Origin of the sequence: Thiothrix nivea DSM 5205 (assembly GCF_000260135.1) — a bacterium.
Classification (GTDB): Bacteria; Pseudomonadota; Gammaproteobacteria; order Thiotrichales; family Thiotrichaceae; genus Thiothrix; species Thiothrix nivea.
The window spans coordinates 28,202-54,282 of the sequence record NZ_JH651384.1; the positions used below are offsets into that span (position 1 = coordinate 28,202).

Below are 26,081 nucleotides of genomic sequence, written 5' to 3' on the forward strand. Positions count from 1 at the left end.
ACCCCGCAAGGGGGAAGGGGAGCAAGAGAGTTACCATGACCCAAAATATTCATGCTGATCGCGTCCTGATCCTTGATTTCGGCTCCCAGTACACCCAGTTGATTGCCCGCCGGGTGCGGGAGGTGGGCGTTTATTGCGAAATTTACCCGTGGGATGTGGAGGCGCAGGCCGTTGCCGACTTTGGCGCGAAAGGCATTATCCTGTCAGGCGGCCCGGAATCGGTGACGGACGCGGAGCCACCCCGTGCGCCGGATACCGTATTCTCGTTGGGTGTGCCGGTACTGGGCATCTGCTACGGGATGCAGACCATGGCGGCACAACTGGGCGGCAAGGTGGAAGCTTCCAGCCATTGTGAGTTCGGTTATGCACAGGTGCGGGCGCGTGGCCATACCGAACTGCTGCGCGAAATCGAAGACCATGTTTCGCCGGAAGGTTTCGGCCTGCTGGATGTGTGGATGTCACACGGTGACAAGGTGACAGAATTGCCGACAGGCTTCAAGCTGATGGCCAGCACCGATTCCGCGCCGATTGCGGCGATGGCGGATGAAGCCCGTCATTTGTACGCCCTGCAATTCCACCCGGAAGTGACCCACACCAAACAGGGCAAGCGCATTCTGCAACGCTTTGTACGTGACATTTGCGGTTGTGAAGGCTTGTGGACGACAGCCAACATCATCGAAGACAACATCCAGAAAGTCCGTGAGCAGGTGGGTTCGGATGAGGTCATCCTTGGCCTGTCCGGCGGGGTGGATTCTTCCGTGGTTGCTGCGTTACTGCACAAGGCGATTGGCGACCAGTTGACCTGTGTATTCGTCGATACCGGCCTGTTACGTTACCGCGAAGGCGACCAGGTAATGGCGATGTTTGCCGAACACATGGGCGTGAAAGTTATCCGCGTGGATGCGGAAGCGCGTTTCCTTACTGCTCTCGAAGGTGTTACTGATCCGGAGAAAAAACGCAAGGTTATCGGCGGCATGTTCATCGATATTTTCGACGAGGAATCCGCCAAACTGACCTCTGCCAAATGGCTGGCGCAAGGCACGATTTACCCGGATGTGATCGAATCCGCCGGAGCCAAGACTGGCAAGGCGCACCTGATCAAGTCGCACCACAATGTCGGTGGTCTGCCGGAAAACATGAAACTGGGTCTGGTCGAGCCTCTACGTGAGCTGTTCAAAGACGAAGTGCGGGTGATGGGTGTAGAACTTGGCCTGCCACCGGAAATGGTCTACCGCCACCCGTTCCCCGGCCCTGGTCTGGGCGTGCGTATACTCGGTGAAGTGAAAAAAGAATATGCTGACCTGCTGCGTCTGGCTGACCACATTTTCATTGAAGAGCTGCGCAAGCACGACTTGTATGACAAGACTTCACAGGCGTTTGCGGTATTTCTACCAGTGAAATCGGTTGGTGTGACCGGCGATGGCCGCCGCTATGACTACGTGGTGGCGCTACGGGCGGTGGAAACCATTGACTTCATGACCGCGCGCTGGGCACACCTGCCTTACGACTTCCTTGATCTGGTTTCCCGCCGTGTCATCAATGAAATCAAGGGGATTTCACGGGTTGTTTACGACATCTCCGGGAAGCCGCCGGCCACGATTGAGTGGGAGTAAAAGCAAGCAGGGCGGACATTTCTGCCTCGCCCTGCGTTGGTTTTCAGGGAATAGGGCAGTGGCTTGTGCCACCCCCGTTCCTCTTACTCAGTCATCGGAATCCAAGCCGCCATGGAACTCCAGCCACATCACATTGATGATGCCGAAGGCGCAGGCCAGCAGGACGCCAAGTAACCAGGCAAAATACCACATGTTGAACCCTCCTCAATAAACCGCGTGGTCATTGTCGCGGATGAACTTGACCGTGACCTTGCCCCACAGCTGCCTGTAGCACCAGATGGTGTAGAACAGGATGATGGGCACAAAGATCATGGCCGCCCAGAACATGATCGCCAGCGTCAGATGGCTGGAGGCGGAATCCCAGATGGTCAGGCTATGGCTGGGGTTGAGGCTGGACGGCATCACAAACGGGAACAGCGAGACGCCCGCCGTCATGATCACGCCCACCACGCTCAGCGAACTGTTGAGGAAGCTCAGCACCGGGCGGTCTTTCCCTGCCAGCAGCAGCACGCCGAATGCGCCCAGGAAACCCGCCAGTGGCGCCATGACCGCCAGCGGGTACTTGCCATAGTTCGCCAGCCACGCACCCGCCATTGGCACAACCTCCTTCGCCACCGGGTTGGGCAGCGCGTTGTGGGAAGGCTCCCGGGTGATGGCATAGCCATCAACCCCCGCCCACAGCCAGATGCCGGCCAGGCCAAAGGTGACGAGCACACCCATGGCCGTCAGTTGCGCCGCCCTGCGGGAACGCCGGTAAACCGCCTCATCGGTGCGCATCATCAGGTAGGTCGCGCCCTGCATCATGAACATCAGCAGGCTGACCAGCCCCGCCAACACCGCAAACGGGTGGAACAGCGCAAACAGCGAGCCGTGGCTGGAGATGCGCAGGAACTCATCGAACTCAAACGGCACCCCCAGCAACAGGTTGCCAAACGCCACCCCGATCACCAGCGGCGGGATCACCCCGGCAGCCACCAGCCCCCAGTCCCAGGTATTGCGCCAAACCGGGTTGGCAATCTTGGAACGGTAATCAAAACCGACCGGGCGGAAGAACAGCGAAAACAGCGTCAGCACCAGCGCCCAGTAGAAGCTGGAGAACGATGCCCCGAAGGTGATCGGCCAGGCCGCAAAGATTGCACCCGCCGCCAGGATCAGCCACACCTGGTTGCCGTCCCAATGCGGCGCAATCGTGTTGATCGCCACCCGGCGCTCCTCATCCGTCTTGCCGACATAGCGCAGCAACGCACCCACGCCCATGTCAAAGCCATCCGTCAGGGCGAAACCGATAAACAACACCCCAACCAGCGCCCACCAGATGAGCTTGAAAGTTTCATAATCAAAAATCATGTCCGTACTCCTTACACCCGGCCGTTGAGTTTGTCAGCCATCACAGCGCCTGCGTGGCCACCACCGTTCTTCTCGAAATGGTAGCGCCCGGTATGCAGGCTGCTGGGGCCTTGCTTGGCAAACTTGACCATCAGGTACATCTCAACCACCAGCAGGATGGTGTAGAAGAACACAAAGCCCGCGATACTGCCGATCAAATCCCATTCCGTCAGGGTGGACGTGCCCAGGAAGGTCGGCAGCACCTCACCAATCGCCCACGGCTGGCGGCCAAACTCGGCCACAAACCAACCGGACTCAATCGCAACCCACGGCAATGGCAGGCTGAACAGCGCCACCCGCAGCAACCAGCGTTTGGTGCAGGCGGTTTTCTTGGCGGTGAAGTAGAACGCCAGGGCGAACACCAGCAGCATGGCGAAACCGGAGGCCACCATCAGGCGGAACGCCCAGAACAGCGGTGCAACCGCCGGCACGGTATCTTTCGCCGCCATCTGCACCTGCCCCTCAGTCGCATCCACCACATTGGGCGTATAGCGCTTCAGCAGCAGGCCATAGCCCAGGTCGTCCTTCAGGCGGTTGAAGCTTTCCACATCCACCTCCGTGGCAACACCCGCCCGCATCTTGGTGAACAGGTTATAGGCCAGGATACCGTTACGGATGCGCTGGGTGTTTTCTTCCACCAGGTCGTTGATGCCTTTGACTTCCCCGGTGAGGGAGCGGGTGGCAATCAGGCCAAGGGCGTAGGGGATTTTGACCGCAAACTCGTTTTCACCCTTTTCCTGGTTCGGCCGGGCGATCAGGTTGAAACCGGCAGGCGCAGGCTCGGTATGCCATTCCGCCTCAATGGCGGCCAGTTTCATCTTTTGTACGTCACCGGCTTCATAACCGCTTTCGTCGCCGAGCAGGATCACGGAGAGGATGGAGGCGAAACCGAAACCGGCAGCCACCGCAAATGAACGGCGCGCAAACCCAAGGTCACGGCCTTTGAGGATGTACCACGCGCTGATGGAGAGCACGAACATCGCCCCGGTCACATAACCGGCAGCCACCGTATGGATGAACTTCACCTGCGCCACCGGGTTGAGCAGCACGGCGGCAAAATCCACCATCTCCATGCGCATGGTCTCATAGCTGAACTCCGCCCCGACCGGGTTCTGCATCCAGCCATTGGCAATCAGTATCCACAGCGCCGACAGGTTGGTGCCAATCGCCATCAGCCAGGTCACGCCCAAATGCTGCACCTTGCCCAGGCGGTCCCAGCCGAAGAAGAACAGGCCAACAAAGGTGGACTCCAGGAAGAACGCCATCAGCCCCTCAATGGCCAGGGGCGCACCGAACACATCGCCGACGTAATGGGCATAGTAGGCCCAGTTCGTCCCGAACTGGAACTCCATGGTCAGGCCGGTGGTGACGCCGAGGGCAAAGTTGATGCCGAACAGCTTGCCCCAGAATTTGACCATGTCCTTGTAGACCTGCTTGCCGGTCATGACATACACCGACTCCATGATGGCCAGCATGAATGTCATCCCCAGCGTCAGCGGGACAAACAGGAAATGGTAAAGCGCGGTTACGGCAAATTGGAGCCGCGACAGCTCGACGACTGCATCAGTTATCATGTTACCTCCCTAATAAACTGATTTTGCAGGAGCCTGCCATATGGGCTTGGCTCCTGCAAAAGGTTCCACATGAATGTTTTTATTGGCTATTCGCTGGTGCTGCCGCGCTAGCGGCGGGAGCGGGAGCGGGAGCGGGAGCTGGCGTAGCGCCAGTTGGGCTTACTGCCGGAGCCGGTGCGGCTGGAGCCTGGCCTGATGGTATCGGTACCAGCATGTAACCAGGGGGGATCATCATCATCGGCGACTGCTGCATGGGCATCGGCATATAGTTTTGTGGCGGCATCATCGGCATCTGCATGTTAGGCGTACCACCTTGTGGGCCTTGCTGCATCATCGGCATACCACCCCAAGGGTTGCCCCAGCCATTAGCCTTCGAGCTATTACCGTAACCGGTCATATTATTGTAACCACTACCGTAGCCATAACCATTGCCTTGCATATTGCTGGCTGTATTGCCCCGTCCGCTACCGGCGGCATCGGAGGCCATGTCAGTCTTGCCTTTGCCTTTGAACGTTATGGAAAAGTCCACGTCACCGTCGGCATCTCCCTTGCCTTGCCCCCAGGCATTGGCGTCACCACTACCTGTACCGTAGCCTTGACCACTGCCAGACGTATTGCCAGCACCACTCCCCTGGCCACTGCCTGCGCCTGAACCGTTATCAAAACCATCAAAGAATTCAGCAGAAGCCGTTGTTGACAAAGCCAACAGGGCTGCCAAAACACTAATTGTTACTTTCATCTGAGCCATCCTCTCTAACGCTTTACAGATTTACTATCGTTTACTATTGAATCTTCGGCCTAATGATTGAAACCACCTCCATACAGGCAACAAGCAAGTTCCCAAATTTAAAAAGTGGCTCTAGAGGTGGCTGAAAAACAGGGGTTTCCCCAACATCCACCCTAGAGCCAAAAACCTCTCGTGTTAGGAGAAACGGAGGTATCCATTCATAATGCCTTCCCAGCGCTGACGCACCCGAGGGGGATAATCAGCAAGGTCAGCAAAGTAGCCACAGCCCCGCCAAAAATCAGCGAGACCGCCATTCCCTGAAAGATCGGGTCGGAAAGGATCACCATCGAGCCACCAAACAATGCTAGTGCCGTGATGATGATCGGGCGGGTACGTGCTTCGCAGGAATGGATCACCGCCTCCATCACGCTTTCGCCATTGACCACGGCTTCACGGGCAAAATCCACCAGCAGGATGGAGTTGCGCACAATGATCCCTGCCAGCGCGATGAAACCAATCATGGAGGTTGCGGTGAATTCCGCATCCATCAGCCAATGCCCCGGTACAATGCCGATCAGGGTCAACGGAATCGGAGCCATGATGATGGCAGGCAGGATGAAGTTACCGAACTGCGCCACAATCAGCATGTAAATCAGCACCAGCGCGGCGGCGAAGGCAATCCCCATGTCGCGGAAGGTTTCCCAGGTCACTGTCCATTCGCCGCCCCATTCAAAGGCAGACTTGCCCTCAACGCCTTGTGGCGTTTTCAGCCAATAGGCTGCGTCAGCCAGTTGCGTCCCGTCAGGCGTTACATACCCCTGGCCGTCGTTGGCGTTTCTTAGCAAATCTTCCACCTGGCTTTGCCCATAGACCGGGGCAGCCAGTCGGCCAACCGTTTCCGCCGTCACGAATTCAACCGGGCGTAGATCCTTGCGGTAAATTGGTTTGTCTTGCTTGTCGAATACGAAGGTTCCCAGCTCATGCAGGGGCACGGATTGACCCATCCGGTTGGCAACCGGCAATTGGGACAGGCGGTAAATCTGCGAACGCGCATTCAGCGGCACTTGCATGATGATTTTGGTCGGGTCAATCAGGGCATTTTTCTTGATGTCACCCAAAATGAAGCCACCCATCGCCATTTCCAGTGTGCGGTTCACGTCTTCCGCCGTGATGCCATTGCGTTGCGCTTTATCGGAGTCGACCATGAAACGCAGGATGTCATGCTCTGCGGTCATTAGGCTGTCGACATCATCCAGATTCTCGGCTTGTCTGAAGAAAGCCATCATGTCAGTCGCGACCTTGCGGCGGGTTGCCGCATCCGGCCCGTAGATTTCGGCCACCACCGATTGCAGCACCGGTGGGCCAGGCGGCATTTCGACCACTTGCAACTGGCCAGCCGTAGCTTTCAGTAATGGTTGTAACAAGGCGCGGGCTTCCACGGCAATCTGGTGGCTGGTGCGTTTGCGCTCATGCTTGCTGGTCAGTTGTACCTGGATGTCAGCCTGCCAGGGTTGGTTGCGCAGGTAGTAATGCCGTACCAAGCCATTGAAGTTATAGGGTGAAGCAGTGCCAACATAGGTTTGCAGCGCGGTCACTTCCGGAATGCCTTTCAGGGCGGTCGCCATGCTGTGCACGAGATTGGCCGTCACCGGCAGGGCTGTACCTTCCGGCATGTTCAGCACCACGTTGAATTCAGGCTTGTTATCCAGCGGCAGCATTTTCACCCGCACCGCTTTGAGCGGGTAAAACAGCGCCATGAACAGGAAGAAAACCACCACAATACTGGCCAGGAAGATCATGCCCTTCTTGCGGTTGGTCGCCAGCGGCACGATCATGCCACGGAACAGCTTTTCCAATCTGGCAGCCTGCTTGTGTTCTTTGGCTGCCGATTCCCGCAAACTGTTTAGGGATGGCTTGAAACGGTTGGTCAGCCACGGGGTAAAAGCAAACGCGGCAAACAACGAAATCACCATTGCCACCGAACCGAGTACCGGGATAGGCCGCATGTAAGGCCCCATCATTCCGCTGACAAACCCCATCGGCAGCAAGGCGGCAATCACCGTCGCCGTCGCCAGGATAGTCGGGTTGCCGACCTCACGTACTGCATCTACCGCTGTTGAAATATCGGTATCCTCAACCAGCAGCCAGCGTCGGTAAATGTTTTCCACCACCACGATGGCGTCATCCACCAAGATACCAATGGAGAAAATCAGCGCAAACAAGCTCACCCGGTCAATGGTCATGCCGAGTATCCAGGCCGCAAACACCGTGGTGGTAATAACTGCCGGAATCACGATCAACACCACGCCCGCCGCCCGGAAACCCAGGAAAAACCATACCAATATGGTTACAATACCGGTCGCTACGAACAGTTTGAAAATCAGTTCGTTGACCTTTTCCTTGGCACTCTCGCCGTAGTTACGGGTGATTTCGACATGCACATTATCGGGGATGACGCGGCCTTTCAGCATATCCAGCTTGGCCAGTATGGCATTCGCCACATCCACGCCGTTGGTACCGTGTTTTTTTGCCAGCGCTAGCGTGACTGCGGCAGCGTTATCCGCTTGTTCCGCACCTTCGGGGGTATCCTCAGTGATCGCGCCAGTGTAGTAAGCGACGGCATTGGAGGCTTCACTTGGGCTTTCTGTAACACTGGCGACATCACGCACATAAACCGGCTGGCCATTGACGACCGACACAATCAGGCGTTTCACGTCTTCAGCGGAATTCAGGAATGCGCCGCTGTAGATTTTGAATACCCGCTGGTCAGGCTCGACCGTGCCGGTATTGCGTTCGGAATTGGCCATTCGGATGGTGTTGGCAACCTGCCCCAGCGACACCCCGAAGGTCGCCAGACGTTCCGGCAGGATTTCCACCTTGAGTTCATCCCGACGCCCATCCACAATGAAACTCTGGCTGGTATTGACCACTTCCCGCAGGCTTTGCAACACGTCCAGACCGACCAGACGCAGGTTGGCGTCATCAACCTGGTTCGACCACAAGGTCAGGGTTACCAGCGGAACATCATCCGCGCCCTTGGGCTTGACCAGCGGCTGGTCGACACCTATCGGAATGCGGTCCCTGTTCGACTCCAGCTTGTCATAGAGTTTGACCAGGGATGGCTCCAGTTGCTGGCCGACAATGAATTGCACCGTGACCATCGACTGTTCGCGGGCGGAATAGGAATACACATGATCCACGCCGGTCATTTCCGACATGATGCTTTCCAGCGGGCGGGAAATCAGGTTTTCGACTTCCTGTGCCGATGCGCCAGGGTAGCGGACAAAAATATCCACCATCGGCACCGAAATCTGCGGGTCTTCCTGACGTGGGGTCATTTGCAGCCCGAGCAAGCCTACCGCAAAAAATGCCAGCAACAGCAATAGGGAAAGTGGTGAGGTAATGAATGCACGCGCCATCGCACCCGCCACGCCCAGGTTATGGTGTTGCGGGTGCTCAGCTTGTTGGGATTCGTCCATGGTGCCTACTGTAAAGGGTAAAGTTATTTATGGCTGGCGTTATTGTCGCCGCTGTTTGTTGCATCAGGCGTTGCTGCGGATCTGGATTCCGGCGGCATCCAGCCGGAAGACACCCCTACCGGCGGGCTATCAATAATGCGCTCACCTGCGGTCAGGCCGGAAACGATTTCAACCCGGTCATCCCCTTGCGATGAACCCAGGCGTACCATGCGCAGTTCGGAGGTGTTATCCGCCTTGACCACCAATACGGCGGGCAAGCTGCTCCCTTTCAGCAATGCACTGTTTGGAACGGTAATGACCTGTGAATCACCGCGTTTCGATTCCGGCAAATAGATTTCTGCATACATACCCGGCGCAGTACTGATTTCCATGGGGATGTCGAATTTCACGGTGACGGTATGGCGGCTGGCGTCTGCAACGGGGTAAATTTCCGATACCCGTACTGAAGTATGGGTGCTGCCGTCGATACGCGCCGGTACCAGCATATCCTGCTTAAGGCTACCGACCAGACCGGCAGGCACATCCGCCTGCAAGCGCTTGTATTTGACGTACCCGAATTTCACCAGTGGCTGGCCCGGTTGCACGGTATCACCCACTTCCACCATTTTTTCCATGATGATGCCTTCAAAGGGCGCGTAAGCGCTGGCATCACGCAGGGATGCATCAATTTCCTGCAACTGGGCATTGGCCTGCTGGAGCTGGCTTTGTGCCTGGGAAACATTGGCGGTTGCATTGGATAAATCCGCCTGCCGGATCGCGTCTGAGTCGTAGTTGCCCATGAACGATTTGGCGAACGGACGCACCGCCAGTTGGTCAAACATGGAAGGCATGGCAAAACCCGGCATCGCGCCAACATCCTTGCTGCGGGGCGAAGCCAGTTCACGGTAATACTGGCTCTGCGCATTGGTTACCCCGGCCTGCGCCTGACTGATCTGGGCAACCACGGCACTGCGTTTGGCACGTAATTGGGAATCGTCAACCTGAAAAACGACACCACCTTGCGGCAAGCTGGTACCAACCGCACCTGCCACGTATTTGACAACGCCCGGAATCTGGGCAGACAAGGTGACTTCCTTGTAAGGGATTACCGTGCTGCCCAAAACGGCATTGGATGAGGAACCCGTGGTTCCCACCGGAATGATTTCAGCAGCTTGCGCCGCCCACGATGAAACAAGACCCGCGAGCAGGGCAGCAGTGAAGCCCCGCCTCAGGATATTTTTGTTACCCACAGACCCTCCTCAAGATTCTGTGTTAGCAAACAACACCAAACTCACCCGTCAGAAACCCGACCTGCTCTCTCCACTTCAGGCCGGGTTCCAGTGCCATCATGCTTAGATACGGGTAATACCCAGCATTTTCATGATGGACTTTTCATAGAACGGCTCGGAACTGCCTTTTTTCATCTTACGGATGAAATATTTCTCGAAAGCAATTTTGGCCATGTGCACCCATTTGCCTTTCTTCGCCCAGACCATGTTGCGCGGCGGGATTTGCGGGATAGCCACGAAAGCAGCGCCGGTATCGCCAAAATCAGCCAGACAGATCGTGCTCCAGGTGCCAGTCGTGTGCGGTTCTTTACCTGCCAGCTCATCGGCAATATTATGCACGGCGGATGTGACCATCGACTCGATCATGTAGCCAGTTTTCGGCATACCGGTTGCCACCGGGGTGGGTTCCAGCGGTGGGATGGCAATACAGACGCCGGCAGAATAGATATTTTTGTATTTGGGGCTGCGGTGCAGCTCATCCACAATGACAAAACCGCGCGGGTTACACAGACCTTCCACTGCGGCAACTGCGTCCACGCCCTTGAACGCTGGCAGCATCATGGCGAAATCAAAGGCGATTTCGTGTTCCTTTTCGACTTCACCTTTGGCAGTCATTTCGGTGACGTACATTTTGCCTTCTTCGACCTTGTGGGTCTTGGCGTTGGTCAGCCAGTTGATATGGTGGTTACGTAACTCGGATTCCAGCATCCCTTTGGAGTCGCCCACACCACCCAAACCTAGGTGGCCGATATAAGGTTCGGAAGTCACGTAAGTCATCTTGAACTTGTCACGCACCTTACGCTTGCGCATGTCAGCGTCCAGAATAAAGGCGAATTCGTAAGCTGGGCCGAAACAGCTGGCGGCAGGCATTGCGCCCACGACAATGTGGCCACTGCCTTTTTCCAGCAGCTTCTGATACGCCTCGTAAGCCTTTTCTGCATGGGTGACATCACAAACCGACTGGGTATGGCCACCGTGCGGGCCGGCGCCTTCCACTTCGTCAAAGAACAGTTTTGGCCCAGTGGCGATAATCAGGTAGTCGTAGCTGACAACATCGCCGTTATCCAGATGCAAGCTACTAGCCTCGGCGTCAATCTTGTTGCAACGGCTGGCGATGAACTTGATTTTTTTCTTGCCCAGGTATTTCTCAATCGGAAAAATAATGTCAGCGCGGGTACGCCAACCAACAGCAATCCAGGGGTTGGAAGGGATGAACTGGAAATAATCCCGTTCATTGATGACAGTGATGTCATGCCCTTTACCAAGGATTTCCCGTAACTCATAAGCAGCAGGCATCCCGCCTGTACCAGCACCAAGAACGACAACGTGGGCCATATTGAACTCCTAGCGGTTTTTTTGAACATTTTGCATGTTGGCAGCACACACCCTGTGGGATAAAAAGATAGACCAACGCAAGCTCCAGATGGTTTTCCATCTAAACCCGATAAAACCATACCATGCACAAAAAGTCAAAAAATTATTTAAAATTCAATATGTTAGAATATTAATATGTATTAATATATCTGAATGTAATAATATTTTCATATTAAAAAAACAGCGAATACTAAAGATCTGCACTATCAAATATAACCTTCAACAAATCGCTTAGCCATCGGAAATACCTATGCATACAGGCTTAACCCCCACCCCCTAGTCGGGGGCTTAGTGCCTTGATTCTTTTTTCAATTTCGAGCGCTTCTTGTGCGAGTATTGATACCTGCAAGCCAACTTTGGTTGGAATAACACCTGTTCTGGTACGTACAAACAGCGCCACCCCTAAATATTCTTCAAATTTTATGATTTGTTCGGACAAGCTGGGTTGTGTCACATTACACATCTCTGCCGCTTGTCCAAAATGTCTTACATTTGTAGCTGCTACAACATATCTCAAAACCTGAAAGTTCATCGCTCCATCCCTAGCATCAGAATATTAAAGAATAATAATATAATTAAATTCTAATGTATAGGAAAAACCCCATGCAGACATTGAGTTGCAGTGTCTTACACCCTACTTTCCTGCAATGGATCCCAGTGCTGACGGCGAAAACATATCTGCCAACTCATTGCTTTGCTGACGCTGCATCCAACTGTAGATTTTTTTTGCATCCACATCATGTCTGGCCAAGACTGCTACTGCCATGTCCAAACCACGAGGGAAACTCCGTTGTATCACTGCTTGCATTCCTAACGCATTGAAACGCTTGCGTGCTGCTTCATCCTTGACTGCCACCATGAGGTTCAAGTCAGGGTGCTTTTCCAACACCAAAGGTGTCAACTGGCTGGAAATTTCGTAATTACTAAAGGTAATGACAATGGTTTGCGCATGTGACATCTTGATGGTGTGCATCAGGCGCAAATCGGTGGCATCGCCGAAACCGACATTGTAGCCATTCGTGCAAGCGTCCATGAAGCAATCATGGTTAACCTCAATCGAACGGTAGGGCAGGTCATGTGCATCCAGGGCATTGGCGACCCGCCGCCCGACCTCTGCCATGCCGACAATAATCACGGGTGTATCAGAAGGCTGATTGTCCGTTTGGGTTCGGCTATTATTCCAGTCTTCGTCAGCCCACTTGCGGGCAAGTTTTCTACCCAGCAGCACCAGAATTGGCGTAAGTGCCATACTCGCGGCGACACTGATAATCAGTATAGCTGCATATTCCGTTCCCAATGCCTGATTCACAGCCGGTATGGCAAAAATGACGAAAGCAAATTCACTGCCCTGCGAAAGCAGAATCCCCATTTGCAAGGCACTGCGTGCTGGTGTGCCAAGCAAGCGTGCCGCCACATAAATCAGCATTGCTTTAAGCCCGACCAGCGCCAGCGTGACCAGCAGGATTTCTCCCCAGCGATCAAACAGTACATCAAGGTTCAATGTCATCCCCACAGTGATGAAAAAGAACCCCAGCAACAAACCCCGGAACGGCTTCACCTCAGTCTGGATGATGTGGCGGTAACGGGTTTCCGAAATGATCATGCCAGCCAGAAATGCGCCCAATGTCAGGGAAAGTTCAAGCAAGCCGGTAGCCGCAGCAGTCGCCAGAACAATAAACAGTGCAGTAGCCGTGAAAACTTCATCATCCTTGTAACTGGCAATCCACTGGAATAACGGGCTAATCAGGAAGCGCCCAAGCATGATTGCAGCTCCAAAGGCAGCAACCGCTTTCAACGCAGCAAGACCGATGGTACTGGTTAGCGCAGCTTCATTGCCCCCCAATGAGTTGGCCAGAATCAGCAGGAAAATCGCGCAGATATCCTGAAAAATCAGTACGGCAGTAGCGGAAACCGACACAGGGCAACTGCTTTGCTGGTTATCCGCCAAAATCTGCGCAGCTACTGCTGTCGAAGAGAGCGCCAGCGTTGCGCCTGCCACGATAGCCACATCCAGACTTATACTCGCAAACAATACCGCCAGTATTGCCAGCAACAGCGTCGTCAGGACAATTTGTAACGGCCCCAGCCCAAGGATGTCCCGCCGCGCATCCCAGATATGGGCAATCGAAAAGTGCAAGCCTATGTCAAACAACAGGAATACAACCCCAAGCTCGGCCAGCAGATGGGTGGTTTCACTCTCCTCAATCCAGCCGAAGCCGTGTTCACCGATCAACATGCCCGCCAACAAGTAGCCAACAATCGGACTCATGTGCAGGGGGCGCATTACCACCACGGCCAGAATACCAATGATCAACAGGGTCAGAATGGGTTGTAGATGCAGTGCCTGTTCCATGTGGCAATCCTTTTGTCCTGAATAAAAAAGGGGATGTATGAAAACATCCCCTTTCTTTGCTTCAAATGCAACTCACGTTGCCATTTTTACGCTGTTTCAGTCATCGGAATCCAAGCCGCCATGGAACTCCAGCCACATCACATTGATGATGCCGAAGGCGCAGGCCAGCAGGACGCCAAGTAACCAGGCAAAATACCACATGTTGAACCCTCCTCAATAAACCGCGTGGTCATTGTCGCGGATGAACTTGACCGTGACCTTGCCCCACAGCTGCCTGTAGCACCAGATGGTGTAGAACAGGATGATGGGCACAAAGATCATGGCCGCCCAGAACATGATCGCCAGCGTCAGATGGCTGGAGGCGGAATCCCAGATGGTCAGGCTATGGCTGGGGTTGAGGCTGGACGGCATCACAAACGGGAACAGCGAGACGCCCGCCGTCATGATCACGCCCACCACGCTCAGCGAACTGTTGAGGAAGCTCAGCACCGGGCGGTCTTTCCCTGCCAGCAGCAGCACGCCGAATGCGCCCAGGAAACCCGCCAGTGGCGCCATGACCGCCAGCGGGTACTTGCCATAGTTCGCCAGCCACGCACCCGCCATTGGCACAACCTCCTTCGCCACCGGGTTGGGCAGCGCGTTGTGGGAAGGCTCCCGGGTGATGGCATAGCCATCAACCCCCGCCCACAGCCAGATGCCGGCCAGGCCAAAGGTGACGAGCACACCCATGGCCGTCAGTTGCGCCGCCCTGCGGGAACGCCGGTAAACCGCCTCATCGGTGCGCATCATCAGGTAGGTCGCGCCCTGCATCATGAACATCAGCAGGCTGACCAGCCCCGCCAACACCGCAAACGGGTGGAACAGCGCAAACAGCGAGCCGTGGCTGGAGATGCGCAGGAACTCATCGAACTCAAACGGCACCCCCAGCAACAGGTTGCCAAACGCCACCCCGATCACCAGCGGCGGGATCACCCCGGCAGCCACCAGCCCCCAGTCCCAGGTATTGCGCCAAACCGGGTTGGCAATCTTGGAACGGTAATCAAAACCGACCGGGCGGAAGAACAGCGAAAACAGCGTCAGCACCAGCGCCCAGTAGAAGCTGGAGAACGATGCCCCGAAGGTGATCGGCCAGGCCGCAAAGATTGCACCCGCCGCCAGGATCAGCCACACCTGGTTGCCGTCCCAATGCGGCGCAATCGTGTTGATCGCCACCCGGCGCTCCTCATCCGTCTTGCCGACATAGCGCAGCAACGCACCCACGCCCATGTCAAAGCCATCCGTCAGGGCGAAACCGATAAACAACACCCCAACCAGCGCCCACCAGATGAGCTTGAAAGTTTCATAATCAAAAATCATGTCCGTACTCCTTACACCCGGCCGTTGAGTTTGTCAGCCATCACAGCGCCTGCGTGGCCACCACCGTTCTTCTCGAAATGGTAGCGCCCGGTATGCAGGCTGCTGGGGCCTTGCTTGGCAAACTTGACCATCAGGTACATCTCAACCACCAGCAGGATGGTGTAGAAGAACACAAAGCCCGCGATACTGCCGATCAAATCCCATTCCGTCAGGGTGGACGTGCCCAGGAAGGTCGGCAGCACCTCACCAATCGCCCACGGCTGGCGGCCAAACTCGGCCACAAACCAACCGGACTCAATCGCAACCCACGGCAATGGCAGGCTGAACAGCGCCACCCGCAGCAACCAGCGTTTGGTGCAGGCGGTTTTCTTGGCGGTGAAGTAGAACGCCAGGGCGAACACCAGCAGCATGGCGAAACCGGAGGCCACCATCAGGCGGAACGCCCAGAACAGCGGTGCAACCGCCGGCACGGTATCTTTCGCCGCCATCTGCACCTGCCCCTCAGTCGCATCCACCACATTGGGCGTATAGCGCTTCAGCAGCAGGCCATAGCCCAGGTCGTCCTTCAGGCGGTTGAAGCTTTCCACATCCACCTCCGTGGCAACACCCGCCCGCATCTTGGTGAACAGGTTATAGGCCAGGATACCGTTACGGATGCGCTGGGTGTTTTCTTCCACCAGGTCGTTGATGCCTTTGACTTCCCCGGTGAGGGAGCGGGTGGCAATCAGGCCAAGGGCGTAGGGGATTTTGACCGCAAACTCGTTTTCACCCTTTTCCTGGTTCGGCCAGGCGATCAGGTTGAAACCGGCAGGCGCAGGCTCGGTATGCCATTCCGCCTCAATGGCGGCCAGTTTCATCTTTTGTACGTCACCGGCTTCATAACCGCTTTCGTCGCCGAGCAGGATCACGGAGAGGATGGAGGCGAAACCGAAACCGGCAGCCACCGCAAATGAACGGCGCGCAAACCCAAGGTCACGGCCTTTGAGGATGTACCACGCGCTGATGGAGAGCACGAACATCGCCCCGGTCACATAACCGGCAGCCACCGTATGGATGAACTTCACCTGCGCCACCGGGTTGAGCAGCACGGCGGCAAAATCCACCATCTCCATGCGCATGGTCTCATAGCTGAACTCCGCCCCGACCGGGTTCTGCATCCAGCCATTGGCAATCAGTATCCACAGCGCCGACAGGTTGGTGCCAATCGCCATCAGCCAGGTCACGCCCAAATGCTGCACCTTGCCCAGGCGGTCCCAGCCGAAGAAGAACAGGCCAACAAAGGTGGACTCCAGGAAGAACGCCATCAGCCCCTCAATGGCCAGGGGCGCACCGAACACATCGCCGACGTAATGGGCATAGTAGGCCCAGTTCGTCCCGAACTGGAACTCCATGGTCAGGCCGGTGGTGACGCCGAGGGCAAAGTTGATGCCGAACAGCTTGCCCCAGAATTTGACCATGTCCTTGTAGACCTGCTTGCCGGTCATGACATACACCGACTCCATGATGGCCAGCATGAATGTCATCCCCAGCGTCAGCGGGACAAACAGGAAATGGTAAAGCGCGGTTACGGCAAATTGGAGCCGCGACAGCTCGACGACTGCATCAGTTATCATGTTACCTCCTAAGCAATGACCTGATGTGTTGATTGAATATATGCCGGAAGCCTTTGTTTCAGCTCTCAATACCCTCGGCTTCACAGCATACCCAAGCAAACTACTCCAGATTGCGCCGCAACAACATTGATTAGCATCAAAATGCAAAATCTTTTTGGTCAATGGTTGCAGTGCGCCAGCCTTAAGTGCAGGTGGGGTGCAAAATGAGCGTGCTGTGTTAAAGTATTGCGCCATCAAGACAACCACCGGCACGGAGATCACAAGTGCGTCTGAGCGTAGAACAATACCGTCAATGGAAAACCAAACGGATCACCCTGCTGGGTATGTCCGGCGTGGGAAAAACCTACATTTCCAGCATGTTGCGTAACCATGGCTGGTTCCATTATTCCGGCGATTACCGAATCGGTACACGCTATCTGGATGAGGACATCCTCGACCTGATCAAGGAACAGGCAATGAAAGTGCCGTTCCTGCGCGAACTGTTACGCAGCGACTGGATTTATATCCGCAACAACATCCGCGTCAACGACTTGGGCCCGGTGCTGTCGTTTGTCGGCAAGCTAGGTAACCCTGAACTGGGCGGCGTGCCGCTGGATGATTTCATGAAACGTCAGGCGCAGTACCGTGAAGCCGAAATTGCCGCCATGCACGACGTGCCCGAGTTCATCCGCAAGGCGCAATTGATCTATGGCTATTCCCACTTCGTTAACGATGCCGGTGGCAGCCTGTGCGAACTGGAAGACCCCAGCGTATTTGAAACCCTGTCCGAAAACACCCTGATCCTGTACATCAAGGTCACGACCAAGGACGAGGAACAGAAGCTGATTGACCGCGCCCGCAGCGACCCTAAACCGCTCTACTACCGCCCCAATTTCCTGAAAGAGCACATGGCAGTGTATTTGCAGGAAAAAGGGCTGCAATACGCGGCGGAAATGGAACCGGACGAGTTCACCCGCTGGGTATTCCCGCGCCTGTTCCACTCGCGTATTCCGCGCTATGAAGCCATTGCCCGTGATTACGGCTATACCGTCACTTCGGAGGAAGTGACTCAGGTGCGTAACGAAGACGATTTCAACGCCCTGATCGAAATGGCCATCGGCCGTCATCAATAATCCGGGGGTGAAGGGAAGCAATGCCACTCGTCGCACATACCAGACTACCGACATTTGAGCGTCTGAAACAGGAAGGGCAGACCGTCCTGAGTGAGGATTATGCCTTCCAGCAAGACATCCGCGAGCTGCATATTGGCTTCCTCAACATGATGCCGGATGCAGCGCTGGCGGCGACCGAGCGGCAGTTCCTGCGGCTGGTGAATGAATCCAACCTGATTGCGCAGTTCCACATCCACCCGTTTACGCTGGGAACGTTGCCACGTGGCGACAAGGCGCAGGCGCATATTGCCCAATACTACGACAAGTTTGAGGATTTGCAGGAGCAGGGGCTGGATGCGTTGATCATTACCGGTGCAAACCCGGCGGCACCGCATCTGGAAGACGAACCATTCTGGGATGGCTTATGTGAGGTGGTGGCATGGGCGCAGGAAAATGTTACCTCCACCTTGTGTTCTTGCCTCGCCAGCCATGCGCTGGTGCAGCATTTGTGGGGCATCCGCCGCCGTCCGCTTGGTTTCAAGCGCTGGGGTGTTTACAGCCATGCCGTCACCATGCCCGAACACCCGCTGGTCAATGACCTGAATACCCGTTTCGACGTGCCACATTCGCGCTTTAACCAGATTGACCGCGAGCCGTTGGAGGCTGTAGGCGTGCAAGTGCTGGTGGAAAGCACGGAAGCGGGCGTACACATGGCCGTCAGCCCCGACTTGTTCCGCATGGTCTTCATGCAGGGGCATCCCGAATACGACACGGTGAGCCTGTTGAAGGAATATCGCCGCGAAGTCACCCGCTGGTTTGACGGTACGCGCGCGGATTACCCGCCGTTCCCGCAAAATTACCTGCGGCCCAAGGCCAAGGCTATCCTCAACGAATACCGGCTGGAGCAGGAAAAGGCCAAACGGCTGGGCAAGCCGTTGCCAGATTTCCCCGAAAAGCTATTGCTGCCGATGTTGCACAATACCTGGTGTGACACCGCCAAGGTGTTTTACAGCAACTGGATCGGCAAGGTTTACCAGCTGACCAACAACGACCGCCGCAAGCCCTTCATGGAAGGCGTTAACCCCGACGATCCGCTGGGATTACGCCAACAATTGGGGATTTGAGCTAAGCTTTCCGCATGAAAGCCTGGAACATATTGCTAACGCTGGTTTCTGCCCTGTTGCTGGTCGGCAGCATCAAGGCTGTGCTGGATTATTGGCAATACGATGAGCTGGCTGCCGATGTGGCGCAAATGATGCTGCACCAGGTCAGCGTGGAAGATGTCCGCCAGCAGGTGCGGGAAGCCATTGCCAGGGATGATCCTGCCGACGCCCGCATGTACCTGCGGCTTGCCGGGATGTTTGGTTACGCGCTTGACCCCGCCGAATTTGCTACCGAATTACAGCGTCTCGAATCCCCCTTGCATACCGCCCGGCGCACTGTGAACGATTTCGCCGCTGGGTTCCTGCAAGGGGAGGCTGCAAGTGGCGCGGGTGTGGCAGGCGCGTTGACCTCCGATTTCACTGTGGTAGGGGATGCGCGCGATCTGTGGGAACAATACCAGCTTTACGCCAAGGGGGAACCGGTCAATGAGCTGATCGTTACCCTGGCGGGCGTGGGTGTCGGCCTGACGGCGGCGACGGTTGCCAGCGCAGGGACAGCAACCTCGGCCAAGGGTGGGGTTTCCACTGCCAAACTGGCGGCGCGGACGGGCAGGCTGACGCCCAGATTCCAGAAATTCCTGCTGAAACAGGGCGGTGATGTCTTTGATTACAAGGCATTCCTGCTGGTAGCGCGTGCCGAAAAGAACCTGGATGGCCTTGGCAAGGCTGCACTCAAGGCTTATGACCCGCAAGCTGCCCGCGCCATCAAACAAACGGCGGAACAGTTGAACAATATCCGCCGCTCAAGCTCTATGGCTGATGTATTGCATTTGGTTCAATACGTTGACGATGCTGGTGACTTAAGCAGGCTGGAAAAAGTTAGCCTGAAATACGGGCAAGAAACCAAGGGCGTGATGAAGCTTTTGGGCAAAAGTGCCATCGGTACTGTTCGGGTATTACGTAAGTCTGGTGAGTTGCTGATCAGTGTCGCTAGTGCACTGATTTCACTCATCGCCTTTTTGGTATCGTTTAGCGGTATAAATAGAAAAAACGTATCGCTATAAATTATAATTTCGGTTAAACTTTGGCCTAAATTCGCATACTAATTACGCTATCATTAATATTATTTTTATCACGCTAATAGGGTCATGGGACTACTTGCTTTTAAAGATGCGGTTCATCTTGTGTCACGCACAGGGCTGGGTGCGGAGTGGGATGTTGCCAAAAAACTGGAGGGGCGATCCAGGCAAGATGCTGTGGATCAGGTGCTGTATGCGCCGCCAGCCCTAATAAAGCCTGCCCCGGCCATGACGCCGTGGTTCAAGCTTGAGCCGATGCGCCTGAATGATATGAAAAGCCGCAACTCGGCTTGGTCGATCGCGCAACACGAGGGGAAACGCTTGCAGGCATGGTGGGTGGAGCAGATGCTATTAACCCGCAACCCGTTCCACGAGCGTATGACCCTGTTCTGGCACAACCATTTCACGTCATCCATCCAAAAAACCCTGCAACCGAGCCTGCTCCATAAACAAAATCTGTTGTTGCGCCAACACGCGCTGGGCAATTTCGGTAATTTGCTGCACGCTGTCGCCCGCGACCCGGCCATGTTGGTCTACCTGGATTGTTACCAGAACACCAAAGACCAACCCAATGAAAACTTTGCCCGCGAATTGCTGGAGCTGTTTACTATTGGGCGTGGCCATTACCGCGAAGCTGATGTGAAAGCCGCTGCCAAAGCCTTTACCGGTTGGGGGGTTGATGATAATACTGGCAAATTTATTATACGCACGGCCAATCACGATGGTGGCAAGTCGGTTTTTCTCGGCAAAACCGGCAATTTTACGGGCGATGACATTATCGGCATACTGCTGGCGCATCCACGTACTGCTGAACGCATGACTGAAAAGTTTTGGTTGGCATTTGTCAGTAATCAGCCCAACCCTGCCGTTGTCAAAACCTGGGCACAGCAATTCCGCCAATCCGGTTATGACACCAAGACCCTGATGCGCACACTGTTGAACAGTGATGAGTTCTGGGCTGAACGCAATCGCGGCACGCTGGTCAAGTCACCGGTGGAGCTGGTGATAGGCACTCTCCGGATGCTGCCCTATCCGCGTGAATCAACCGGGGAAATGTTGAACTTGTGCCGCCTGCTGGGGCAGGAGTTGTTTGACCCCCCCAACGTGAAAGGCTGGAGTGGCGGTGACAATTGGATTAACACCCAGACGTTGCTGGTGCGTAATGCCTATCTGGCCAAATTGTCGCGCGGCAACCTGAATGAAAAAGCTGCAACAAATTTGAGATTGCCTGACGCGTCAGCAGAACAACTGATCGAGTGGATGTTGCCGGTCAAGCCGCTCAAGCCGCTGCCGGAAACGCCGGGCGCACGGCGTCTGGTGCGCTCCCTGTTGCTTGACCCCGCCTTTCAGGTGTCCTGACAACGATTATGATGAAGTGGATGTTGACTGAATGAATCGTCGAGAATTTCTGGGAATGGCGGCCTTGTTGCCGCTGCTTGGCTCTTTGCCTGCCGAGGTTATGGCTGCGTCTGGAAGCCGCCCGACCCAGCGCATCCTGGTGCTGGTCAAACTGGCCGGTGGCAATGATGGCCTCAATACCCTGGTTCCCTATACGGATCCCTTGTATCAACAGTACCGCCCTACCATCGGCATCCCCAAACATCAGGTGCTGGACATCGGTCAAGGTTATGGCATGAACCCTTACCTTAAGGTGCTCCAGCCATGGTGGGAAAAAGGTAACATGGCCTGGGTTCAGGGGGTCGGCTACCCTAACGCCAACCTGTCGCATTTCCGTTCCATTGACATCTGGGAAACCGCCTCCGATGCTGGCAACTACCAGGATATTGGCTGGCTGGGTTCGCTGCTGCCCGGTTGCAAGCCAGGATTACACGGTATCGTCATTGGCGACAGTAGCGGCCCGATGAGCGGCAAAAACTGCCATACCATCGCGATGGAAAGCCCACAGACTTTCCTCAGCCAGATCAAGTTGCTGGAAGACATGCCGCAGACCAATGCCAACCCGGTATTGGCGCATCTGGCCAACGTCCATCACCAGCTGTATGCTGCTGGTGAGCAATTGGGCACAAAGCTGCAACGTCCGACGCCATTGGGGGTGAATTTCTCCACCAGCGAAATTGGCCGCGATCTGGAAGCGGTTGCCAAAATGATCCTTTCCGGCGTTGACGCGACCGTTTACATGGTGACCCTGGACGGCTTTGATACCCACACCAACCAGAATAATGTCCAAAGCAACCTGCTGCACCACCTGGGCGGGGCGCTGGATTCGTTTGCCCAGGCCATGCAGCGCGGCGGGCGCTGGAACGATGTCATGCTGATGACTTATTCCGAATTCGGGCGGCGAGTGCAGGAAAACCACGGCAAAGGCACCGACCATGGTGCAGCCTCGGTGCAATTGGTGATGGGCGGTAAGGTTCGTGGCGGGATTTATGGCGACCGGCCTGACCTGAAACAACTGGATGCCGACGGCAACCTGCAACACACGGTTGATTTCCGCAAGGTTTATGCAACCGTGGCGCAAAACTGGTTAAGGCAAAAACATCCGTGGGGGAAATTTGGCACGCTGCCTTTTGTTTAAGTCTGCGAACCTTTCCGGCATAATCCGCCTTCCTGCAAGCAACAGAAAGGCGACCCCATGTGGTTCAAAAACCTCTACCTGCTCCGGTTGAATGCTGAGTTCAGCCTGACCCCCGAAGAACTGCACGAAGCCCTTGAAAGCAAGCCTTTCCAAGGGTGTGGCAAGGATCAGCGTGAGGCCAGCGGCTGGGTTTCCCCATTAGGCCGTGATAGCGACCAGCTCGCCCATGCCGCCAATGGCTATATGCTGATTACCCTGTCACATCAGGAAAAGATGTTGCCCGCCTCCGTCATCCGCGAGGAACTGGATGCAACCGTGGCTGAAATTGAGGCAAAGGAAGGACGCAAGGTCAGCAAGCGGGAAAAGCAGGATCTACGCGATGAAATCGAGTTTGAACTGCTGCCGCAAGCATTCACCCGCACCAAAAAGCTGGATGCCTGGATCGACCCGCAACACGGCTGGATGGTGATCAATACGTCCTCCAACACCCAGGGCGAGCGCCTGACCCATCTGCTGCGCAGTTGTCTGGGAAGTTTGCCGGTTGTCCCGCCCAAAACCGATATGTCCCCCGCGACCCTGATGACCCAATGGCTGGCGGAAGAGGGCAGCCTGCCCGCGCCATTTGTCTTGGGGGAAGATTGCGAACTGCGCAGCCAGGGCGATGAGCAGAGTGTGGCGGTGTTCAAGCGGCACGAGTTGACCACGGAAGAAGTACAAACCAACCTTGCCCATGGCAAGATGGTTTCCAAACTGGGTCTGGTGTGGGATGAAAAGATCAGTTTCATCCTCAGTGATGACCTCTCCATCCGCCGTGTGCGTTTCCTGGATGTGCTGGAAGACAGCCTCAAGGATGCCGACCCGCAGTCCCATGCGGAAAAGCTGGACATTGAATTCAGCCTGATGACGGGCGAAGTCACCCGTTTGCTAGCAGATTTGATGCAGTGCTTTACTGCGCCAGAGGCGGTTGCAGAGCCTGCCTGATTTTTTCAATCCTGGCTGTCTGGTTGGCCAGAGCAGCCTCGGGTATGCCGCCAAGGGCATACCACTGTTTCAGCAGGGGCAGCGCATCCAGCGCCGGGTCATGCTGTTGCTGGCGGCTGAGCATGGCCTGGGGCAATTGCGCGACCTGATACTTCATGCGTGACTGCTGGAATTCGGTTGGGGTTTCCACGCCGAGCAGGATTTCCAGTTGCAGGCACAGCAACTCACCGCTTGAGCGGTTGGCGATTTGCTCATTGGCACTGGTTTCTACCTGTTTATTGAGTAGAGACTGCGCGGCCAAGTTGTCCAGTTCCGCCAGTTGCTGTTGCTGGCGTTCCAGTTCCTGCTGGCGTTTGGCATCGGCTTGACGGGTTTCTTCGGCAGCGCGGGCGTCACGCTCCTGTTGTTGTTGCTGGCGTTCATCGCGGGCGCGGGCGAACAGGGTGTCCATCGGTTCGCGGAACTGTTTCCACAGGCGTTGTTCGTCAGACGGGCGGGAGCCGAGGGTAATTTGCCAGGCCGCTTGCAATGCCTTGGCCTGTTCAATGGCTTGGCTGGTGTCGGCTGATTCCAGCAGTGCGCGGGCTTGCATCACCAGTTGTTCGCGCTCTTGCCAGTTGCGGGTGCGCTCGACCTTGAAATGGGTTTCCAGGGCATCCATGGCGGCTTTGAAACGGGTATTGATGCTGCCCCAGGCTTTGTGGCTGACGGCTCCGGCGTCTTTCCATTGTTTGCGTAACTGGTTGGCCTGGGCTTGCAGGGCGCGCCAGTCGGCGTTATCCCAATCCGTTGTGTTGTCGAGCGTTTCCAGTTCGTTGCAGATTGCCTGGCGTTGTTTGAGGTTGGCTTCGCGTTGCTGACCCTGTTCGGCGAAATATTGTTTGCTGGGTTCATAGGCTGCGCTGACGGTGGAGTCAAATGTTTTCCATAGCAGGCGTTGTTGCGCAGGTTCCATTTGTGCCAGTTTGCGCCATTCTTCGCGTAAACCTTGAATTTTTCTGGCGCGTTCCTGTGGGTCAATTTCATCTTCTTCGCGCAGGTGTTCGGCGGTTTCGATCAGCTGGCGGCGTGCTTGATCCGTTCCCCAGCGCCGCCAGTCCTGAATCTCCCGCAGGAAGGGCGTCAGCATCTGGAGGCGGCGCTGGAAGAAGGCGAGATCCTTACCAGGCAAATCGGTTTCCTTCAGGTCGACCGTCAGCGCCTTGTGGATTTCGATGGCTTCGCCGTATTGCTCCGTTTCCAGATGGCCTTCCAGTTTTTTCAGGGATACGCGCAGTTCTTGCAGGGCATTTTCCTGCTGGCGTTTTTGCTTTTCCAAGCGGCTATTGAGGGTGCTGATGGAACGGTGGAATTGTTGTTCCAGTTCACCGAGGCTGTTGCGCAAGGTGCGGGGGCGTTTGCTGCCAGTCCATTCGCTTTGCAGGGTCAGAATGTCTTTGCTGTGAATGGGTTGCTGGCGGTTTTTCAAGTTGTCGGCAGCTGCACTCAGGCGGGTGAGCGTTTCCAGGGCTTGCAGATCCTCAGCCATGGCGTTGCGCAGGTGACTGATTTCTTGCTGGCGTTGCGCCCAGATGGTGTCCAGTTTGTCCTGCTCTGCAGCGGGTAGCTTGCCTTGCTGATCCCATTGTTGTTGCAGACCGGCAAGGGTGGCATCTAACCGGCCGAGGCTTTGTTGCTCCGGGGTATGCTGTAGCTGGCGTAGCAGTTCGGAAGCGGCAGCCAACAGCTGTTGGTGCTGATCCCGTAGTGGGCGCAGGCTGGCTTCCTGTTGTTCATGTGTGGCCAGCCGCTGGTTGAAATCTTCCCCGGCATCGGTAAAACGTTGCTGCTGGGTTGCGCTGGCGTTTCTGGACAGGCTGCGCCAGCTTTGTTGCATGACTTTCAGACGGGTTTTGTCCTGTTCCCAGGAACTATTTTTGCCCAGGTTTTCAGCTTCGGCACATAGCTTTTCAATGTCTGCCTGCCGTTGTTGCTGTTGCTGCTCCTGTTCCAGGCGTTCCTTGATCAGCTGGCGTAGGCGCTTGTTGTTCTTGCCGTGGGTTTTTTCCAGTTCTTTCAGCTTTTCAATGTCATCCAGATGTTGTGCAGCCAGGTACTGGATTTCACGGGAAGTATCGTTGCTGGCAATGCTGAACAGCAATTCCTGGTCTGCAATGACGCCAATGGCCTGATGGCGCAGTTTTACGCCACGGGTAGGGTCGCGGGCGATGCTGCGTAACAGGGCAGGGTTGTTTAGCCAGTGGAAAACATCAGCCAGCAAGTGGTCGTGGTGGTGGTCAGTGCTCGCCAGCCCAACCAGCCGCTGACGGGCGCGCTCGCCGATGGAGCCAGGCGAATGCCCCAGTTGCACCAGGGTCGGCAAGTGGGTCAGACGCACGACGGCTTCCATGCGGACGGCGCTGTGCGGATCGGTTTGTGCTAGCCGGATCAGCTCAATGCTGTCACCGGCCAGGGTATCCAGTGCCTGAATACGCACTGTTGCGTCAGCATGTTGCCACTTTGGTTTGAAAAAATTGCCTAACATACGCTTTTTTGTCTTCTTTTGGTG

Annotated in this window: 20 protein-coding genes; 7 read left to right on the plus strand and 13 right to left on the minus strand. The window is 55.7% G+C overall.

Annotated elements, in window-relative coordinates; all coding sequences use genetic code 11:
- Positions 1 to 35 precede the first annotated feature (35 nt).
- Entirely contained in the window at positions 36 to 1,613 is a 1,578-nt protein-coding gene (guaA, locus tag THINI_RS00500) for a glutamine-hydrolyzing GMP synthase (RefSeq protein ID WP_002706674.1), read from the plus strand.
- 87 nt (positions 1,614 to 1,700) lie between these two features.
- Here guaA and cydX (THINI_RS23965) read toward each other — a convergent pair whose 3' ends face one another.
- The 12 genes from cydX (THINI_RS23965) to THINI_RS00565 all read right to left on the minus strand — a co-directional run bounded on the left by cydX (THINI_RS23965) (position 1,701) and on the right by THINI_RS00565 (position 16,743).
- On the minus strand, positions 1,701 to 1,805 hold the full coding sequence (gene cydX, locus THINI_RS23965; RefSeq protein WP_002706679.1) for a cytochrome bd-I oxidase subunit CydX: 105 nt from the start codon (positions 1,803 to 1,805) through the stop codon (positions 1,701 to 1,703).
- Positions 1,806 to 1,817: 12 nt separating this feature from the next.
- Complete coding sequence (cydB, locus tag THINI_RS00510) at positions 1,818 to 2,960, minus strand: cytochrome d ubiquinol oxidase subunit II (RefSeq protein ID WP_002706681.1); 1,143 nt, start codon at positions 2,958 to 2,960, stop codon at positions 1,818 to 1,820.
- Positions 2,961 to 2,971: 11 nt separating this feature from the next.
- Complete coding sequence (locus THINI_RS00515) at positions 2,972 to 4,573, minus strand: cytochrome ubiquinol oxidase subunit I (protein ID WP_002706683.1); 1,602 nt, start codon at positions 4,571 to 4,573, stop codon at positions 2,972 to 2,974.
- Positions 4,574 to 4,652: 79 nt separating this feature from the next.
- Positions 4,653 to 5,312, minus strand: a complete 660-nt coding sequence (locus THINI_RS00520; protein WP_002706685.1) for a hypothetical protein — start codon at positions 5,310 to 5,312, stop codon at positions 4,653 to 4,655.
- Positions 5,313 to 5,518: 206 nt separating this feature from the next.
- On the minus strand, positions 5,519 to 8,779 hold the full coding sequence (locus tag THINI_RS00525) for an efflux RND transporter permease subunit (RefSeq protein WP_002706687.1): 3,261 nt from the start codon (positions 8,777 to 8,779) through the stop codon (positions 5,519 to 5,521).
- A gap of 23 nt (positions 8,780 to 8,802) precedes the next feature.
- A complete protein-coding gene (locus THINI_RS00530) occupies positions 8,803 to 10,008 on the minus strand; it encodes an efflux RND transporter periplasmic adaptor subunit (RefSeq protein WP_002706690.1) in 1,206 nt (401 codons plus the stop codon).
- A gap of 102 nt (positions 10,009 to 10,110) precedes the next feature.
- Positions 10,111 to 11,382: an NAD(P)/FAD-dependent oxidoreductase gene (locus tag THINI_RS00535; RefSeq protein ID WP_002706691.1), complete on the minus strand. Its 1,272-nt coding sequence runs from the start codon at positions 11,380 to 11,382 to the stop codon at positions 10,111 to 10,113.
- A 301-nt stretch (positions 11,383 to 11,683) separates the two neighbouring features.
- A complete protein-coding gene (locus tag THINI_RS26940) occupies positions 11,684 to 11,953 on the minus strand; it encodes a LysR family transcriptional regulator (RefSeq protein WP_002706693.1) in 270 nt (89 codons plus the stop codon).
- Between the two features lie 102 nt (positions 11,954 to 12,055).
- Positions 12,056 to 13,774, minus strand: coding sequence for a cation:proton antiporter domain-containing protein (locus tag THINI_RS00550; protein WP_002706695.1), 1,719 nt, complete (start codon positions 13,772 to 13,774; stop codon positions 12,056 to 12,058).
- Positions 13,775 to 13,870: 96 nt separating this feature from the next.
- Positions 13,871 to 13,975, minus strand: a complete 105-nt coding sequence (gene cydX / locus THINI_RS23970) for a cytochrome bd-I oxidase subunit CydX (protein WP_002706679.1) — start codon at positions 13,973 to 13,975, stop codon at positions 13,871 to 13,873.
- A 12-nt stretch (positions 13,976 to 13,987) separates the two neighbouring features.
- Positions 13,988 to 15,130 carry a cytochrome d ubiquinol oxidase subunit II gene (gene cydB, locus THINI_RS00560; RefSeq protein ID WP_002706681.1) on the minus strand — a complete coding sequence of 381 codons (1,143 nt, stop codon included), beginning with the start codon at positions 15,128 to 15,130 and terminating at the stop codon, positions 13,988 to 13,990.
- An 11-nt stretch (positions 15,131 to 15,141) separates the two neighbouring features.
- Positions 15,142 to 16,743, minus strand: a complete 1,602-nt coding sequence (locus tag THINI_RS00565) for a cytochrome ubiquinol oxidase subunit I (RefSeq protein ID WP_002706697.1) — start codon at positions 16,741 to 16,743, stop codon at positions 15,142 to 15,144.
- A 263-nt stretch (positions 16,744 to 17,006) separates the two neighbouring features.
- On the opposite strand from THINI_RS00565, the gene THINI_RS00570 reads away from it, so the two are divergent.
- The 6 genes from THINI_RS00570 to THINI_RS00595 all read left to right on the plus strand — a co-directional run bounded on the left by THINI_RS00570 (position 17,007) and on the right by THINI_RS00595 (position 23,533).
- The gene (locus THINI_RS00570) at positions 17,007 to 17,855 is read left to right on the plus strand and encodes a hypothetical protein (protein WP_002706698.1); all 849 of its coding nucleotides are present in this window, start codon (positions 17,007 to 17,009) and stop codon (positions 17,853 to 17,855) included.
- A gap of 20 nt (positions 17,856 to 17,875) precedes the next feature.
- The gene (gene metA, locus THINI_RS00575; protein WP_002706699.1) at positions 17,876 to 18,958 is read left to right on the plus strand and encodes a homoserine O-succinyltransferase MetA; all 1,083 of its coding nucleotides are present in this window, start codon (positions 17,876 to 17,878) and stop codon (positions 18,956 to 18,958) included.
- 14 nt (positions 18,959 to 18,972) lie between these two features.
- On the plus strand, positions 18,973 to 20,001 hold the full coding sequence (locus THINI_RS00580) for a hypothetical protein (protein WP_002706700.1): 1,029 nt from the start codon (positions 18,973 to 18,975) through the stop codon (positions 19,999 to 20,001).
- A gap of 120 nt (positions 20,002 to 20,121) precedes the next feature.
- On the plus strand, positions 20,122 to 21,375 hold the full coding sequence (locus tag THINI_RS00585) for a DUF1800 domain-containing protein (protein WP_245536559.1): 1,254 nt from the start codon (positions 20,122 to 20,124) through the stop codon (positions 21,373 to 21,375).
- A 31-nt stretch (positions 21,376 to 21,406) separates the two neighbouring features.
- Positions 21,407 to 22,552 (plus strand): DUF1501 domain-containing protein, encoded by a 1,146-nt coding sequence (locus tag THINI_RS00590; RefSeq protein WP_040838907.1) that lies wholly within the window; start codon positions 21,407 to 21,409, stop codon positions 22,550 to 22,552.
- 57 nt (positions 22,553 to 22,609) lie between these two features.
- Positions 22,610 to 23,533, plus strand: a complete 924-nt coding sequence (locus THINI_RS00595) for a recombination-associated protein RdgC (RefSeq protein ID WP_002706703.1) — start codon at positions 22,610 to 22,612, stop codon at positions 23,531 to 23,533.
- Here the strand turns inward: THINI_RS00595 and THINI_RS00600 are convergent.
- Positions 23,499 to 26,057, minus strand: coding sequence for a DUF349 domain-containing protein (locus tag THINI_RS00600; RefSeq protein ID WP_002706705.1), 2,559 nt, complete (start codon positions 26,055 to 26,057; stop codon positions 23,499 to 23,501). The two genes, THINI_RS00595 and THINI_RS00600, sit on opposite strands and share 35 nt — an antisense overlap.
- Positions 26,058 to 26,081: the final 24 nt, after the last annotated feature.

Coding starts and splice junctions, on each gene's coding strand:
- guaA (WP_002706674.1), top strand. CDS start 36: ATGACCCAAAATATTCATGCTGATCGCGTCCTGATCCTTGATTTCGGC.
- cydX (WP_002706679.1), bottom strand. CDS start 1,805: ATGTGGTATTTTGCCTGGTTACTTGGCGTCCTGCTGGCCTGCGCCTTC.
- cydB (WP_002706681.1), bottom strand. CDS start 2,960: ATGATTTTTGATTATGAAACTTTCAAGCTCATCTGGTGGGCGCTGGTT.
- THINI_RS00515 (WP_002706683.1), bottom strand. CDS start 4,573: ATGATAACTGATGCAGTCGTCGAGCTGTCGCGGCTCCAATTTGCCGTA.
- THINI_RS00520 (WP_002706685.1), bottom strand. CDS start 5,312: ATGAAAGTAACAATTAGTGTTTTGGCAGCCCTGTTGGCTTTGTCAACA.
- THINI_RS00525 (WP_002706687.1), bottom strand. CDS start 8,779: ATGGACGAATCCCAACAAGCTGAGCACCCGCAACACCATAACCTGGGC.
- THINI_RS00535 (WP_002706691.1), bottom strand. CDS start 11,382: ATGGCCCACGTTGTCGTTCTTGGTGCTGGTACAGGCGGGATGCCTGCT.
- THINI_RS26940 (WP_002706693.1), bottom strand. CDS start 11,953: ATGAACTTTCAGGTTTTGAGATATGTTGTAGCAGCTACAAATGTAAGA.
- THINI_RS00550 (WP_002706695.1), bottom strand. CDS start 13,774: ATGGAACAGGCACTGCATCTACAACCCATTCTGACCCTGTTGATCATT.
- cydX (WP_002706679.1), bottom strand. CDS start 13,975: ATGTGGTATTTTGCCTGGTTACTTGGCGTCCTGCTGGCCTGCGCCTTC.
- cydB (WP_002706681.1), bottom strand. CDS start 15,130: ATGATTTTTGATTATGAAACTTTCAAGCTCATCTGGTGGGCGCTGGTT.
- THINI_RS00565 (WP_002706697.1), bottom strand. CDS start 16,743: ATGATAACTGATGCAGTCGTCGAGCTGTCGCGGCTCCAATTTGCCGTA.
- metA (WP_002706699.1), top strand. CDS start 17,876: ATGCCACTCGTCGCACATACCAGACTACCGACATTTGAGCGTCTGAAA.
- THINI_RS00580 (WP_002706700.1), top strand. CDS start 18,973: ATGAAAGCCTGGAACATATTGCTAACGCTGGTTTCTGCCCTGTTGCTG.
- THINI_RS00590 (WP_040838907.1), top strand. CDS start 21,407: ATGAATCGTCGAGAATTTCTGGGAATGGCGGCCTTGTTGCCGCTGCTT.
- THINI_RS00595 (WP_002706703.1), top strand. CDS start 22,610: ATGTGGTTCAAAAACCTCTACCTGCTCCGGTTGAATGCTGAGTTCAGC.
- THINI_RS00600 (WP_002706705.1), bottom strand. CDS start 26,057: ATGTTAGGCAATTTTTTCAAACCAAAGTGGCAACATGCTGACGCAACA.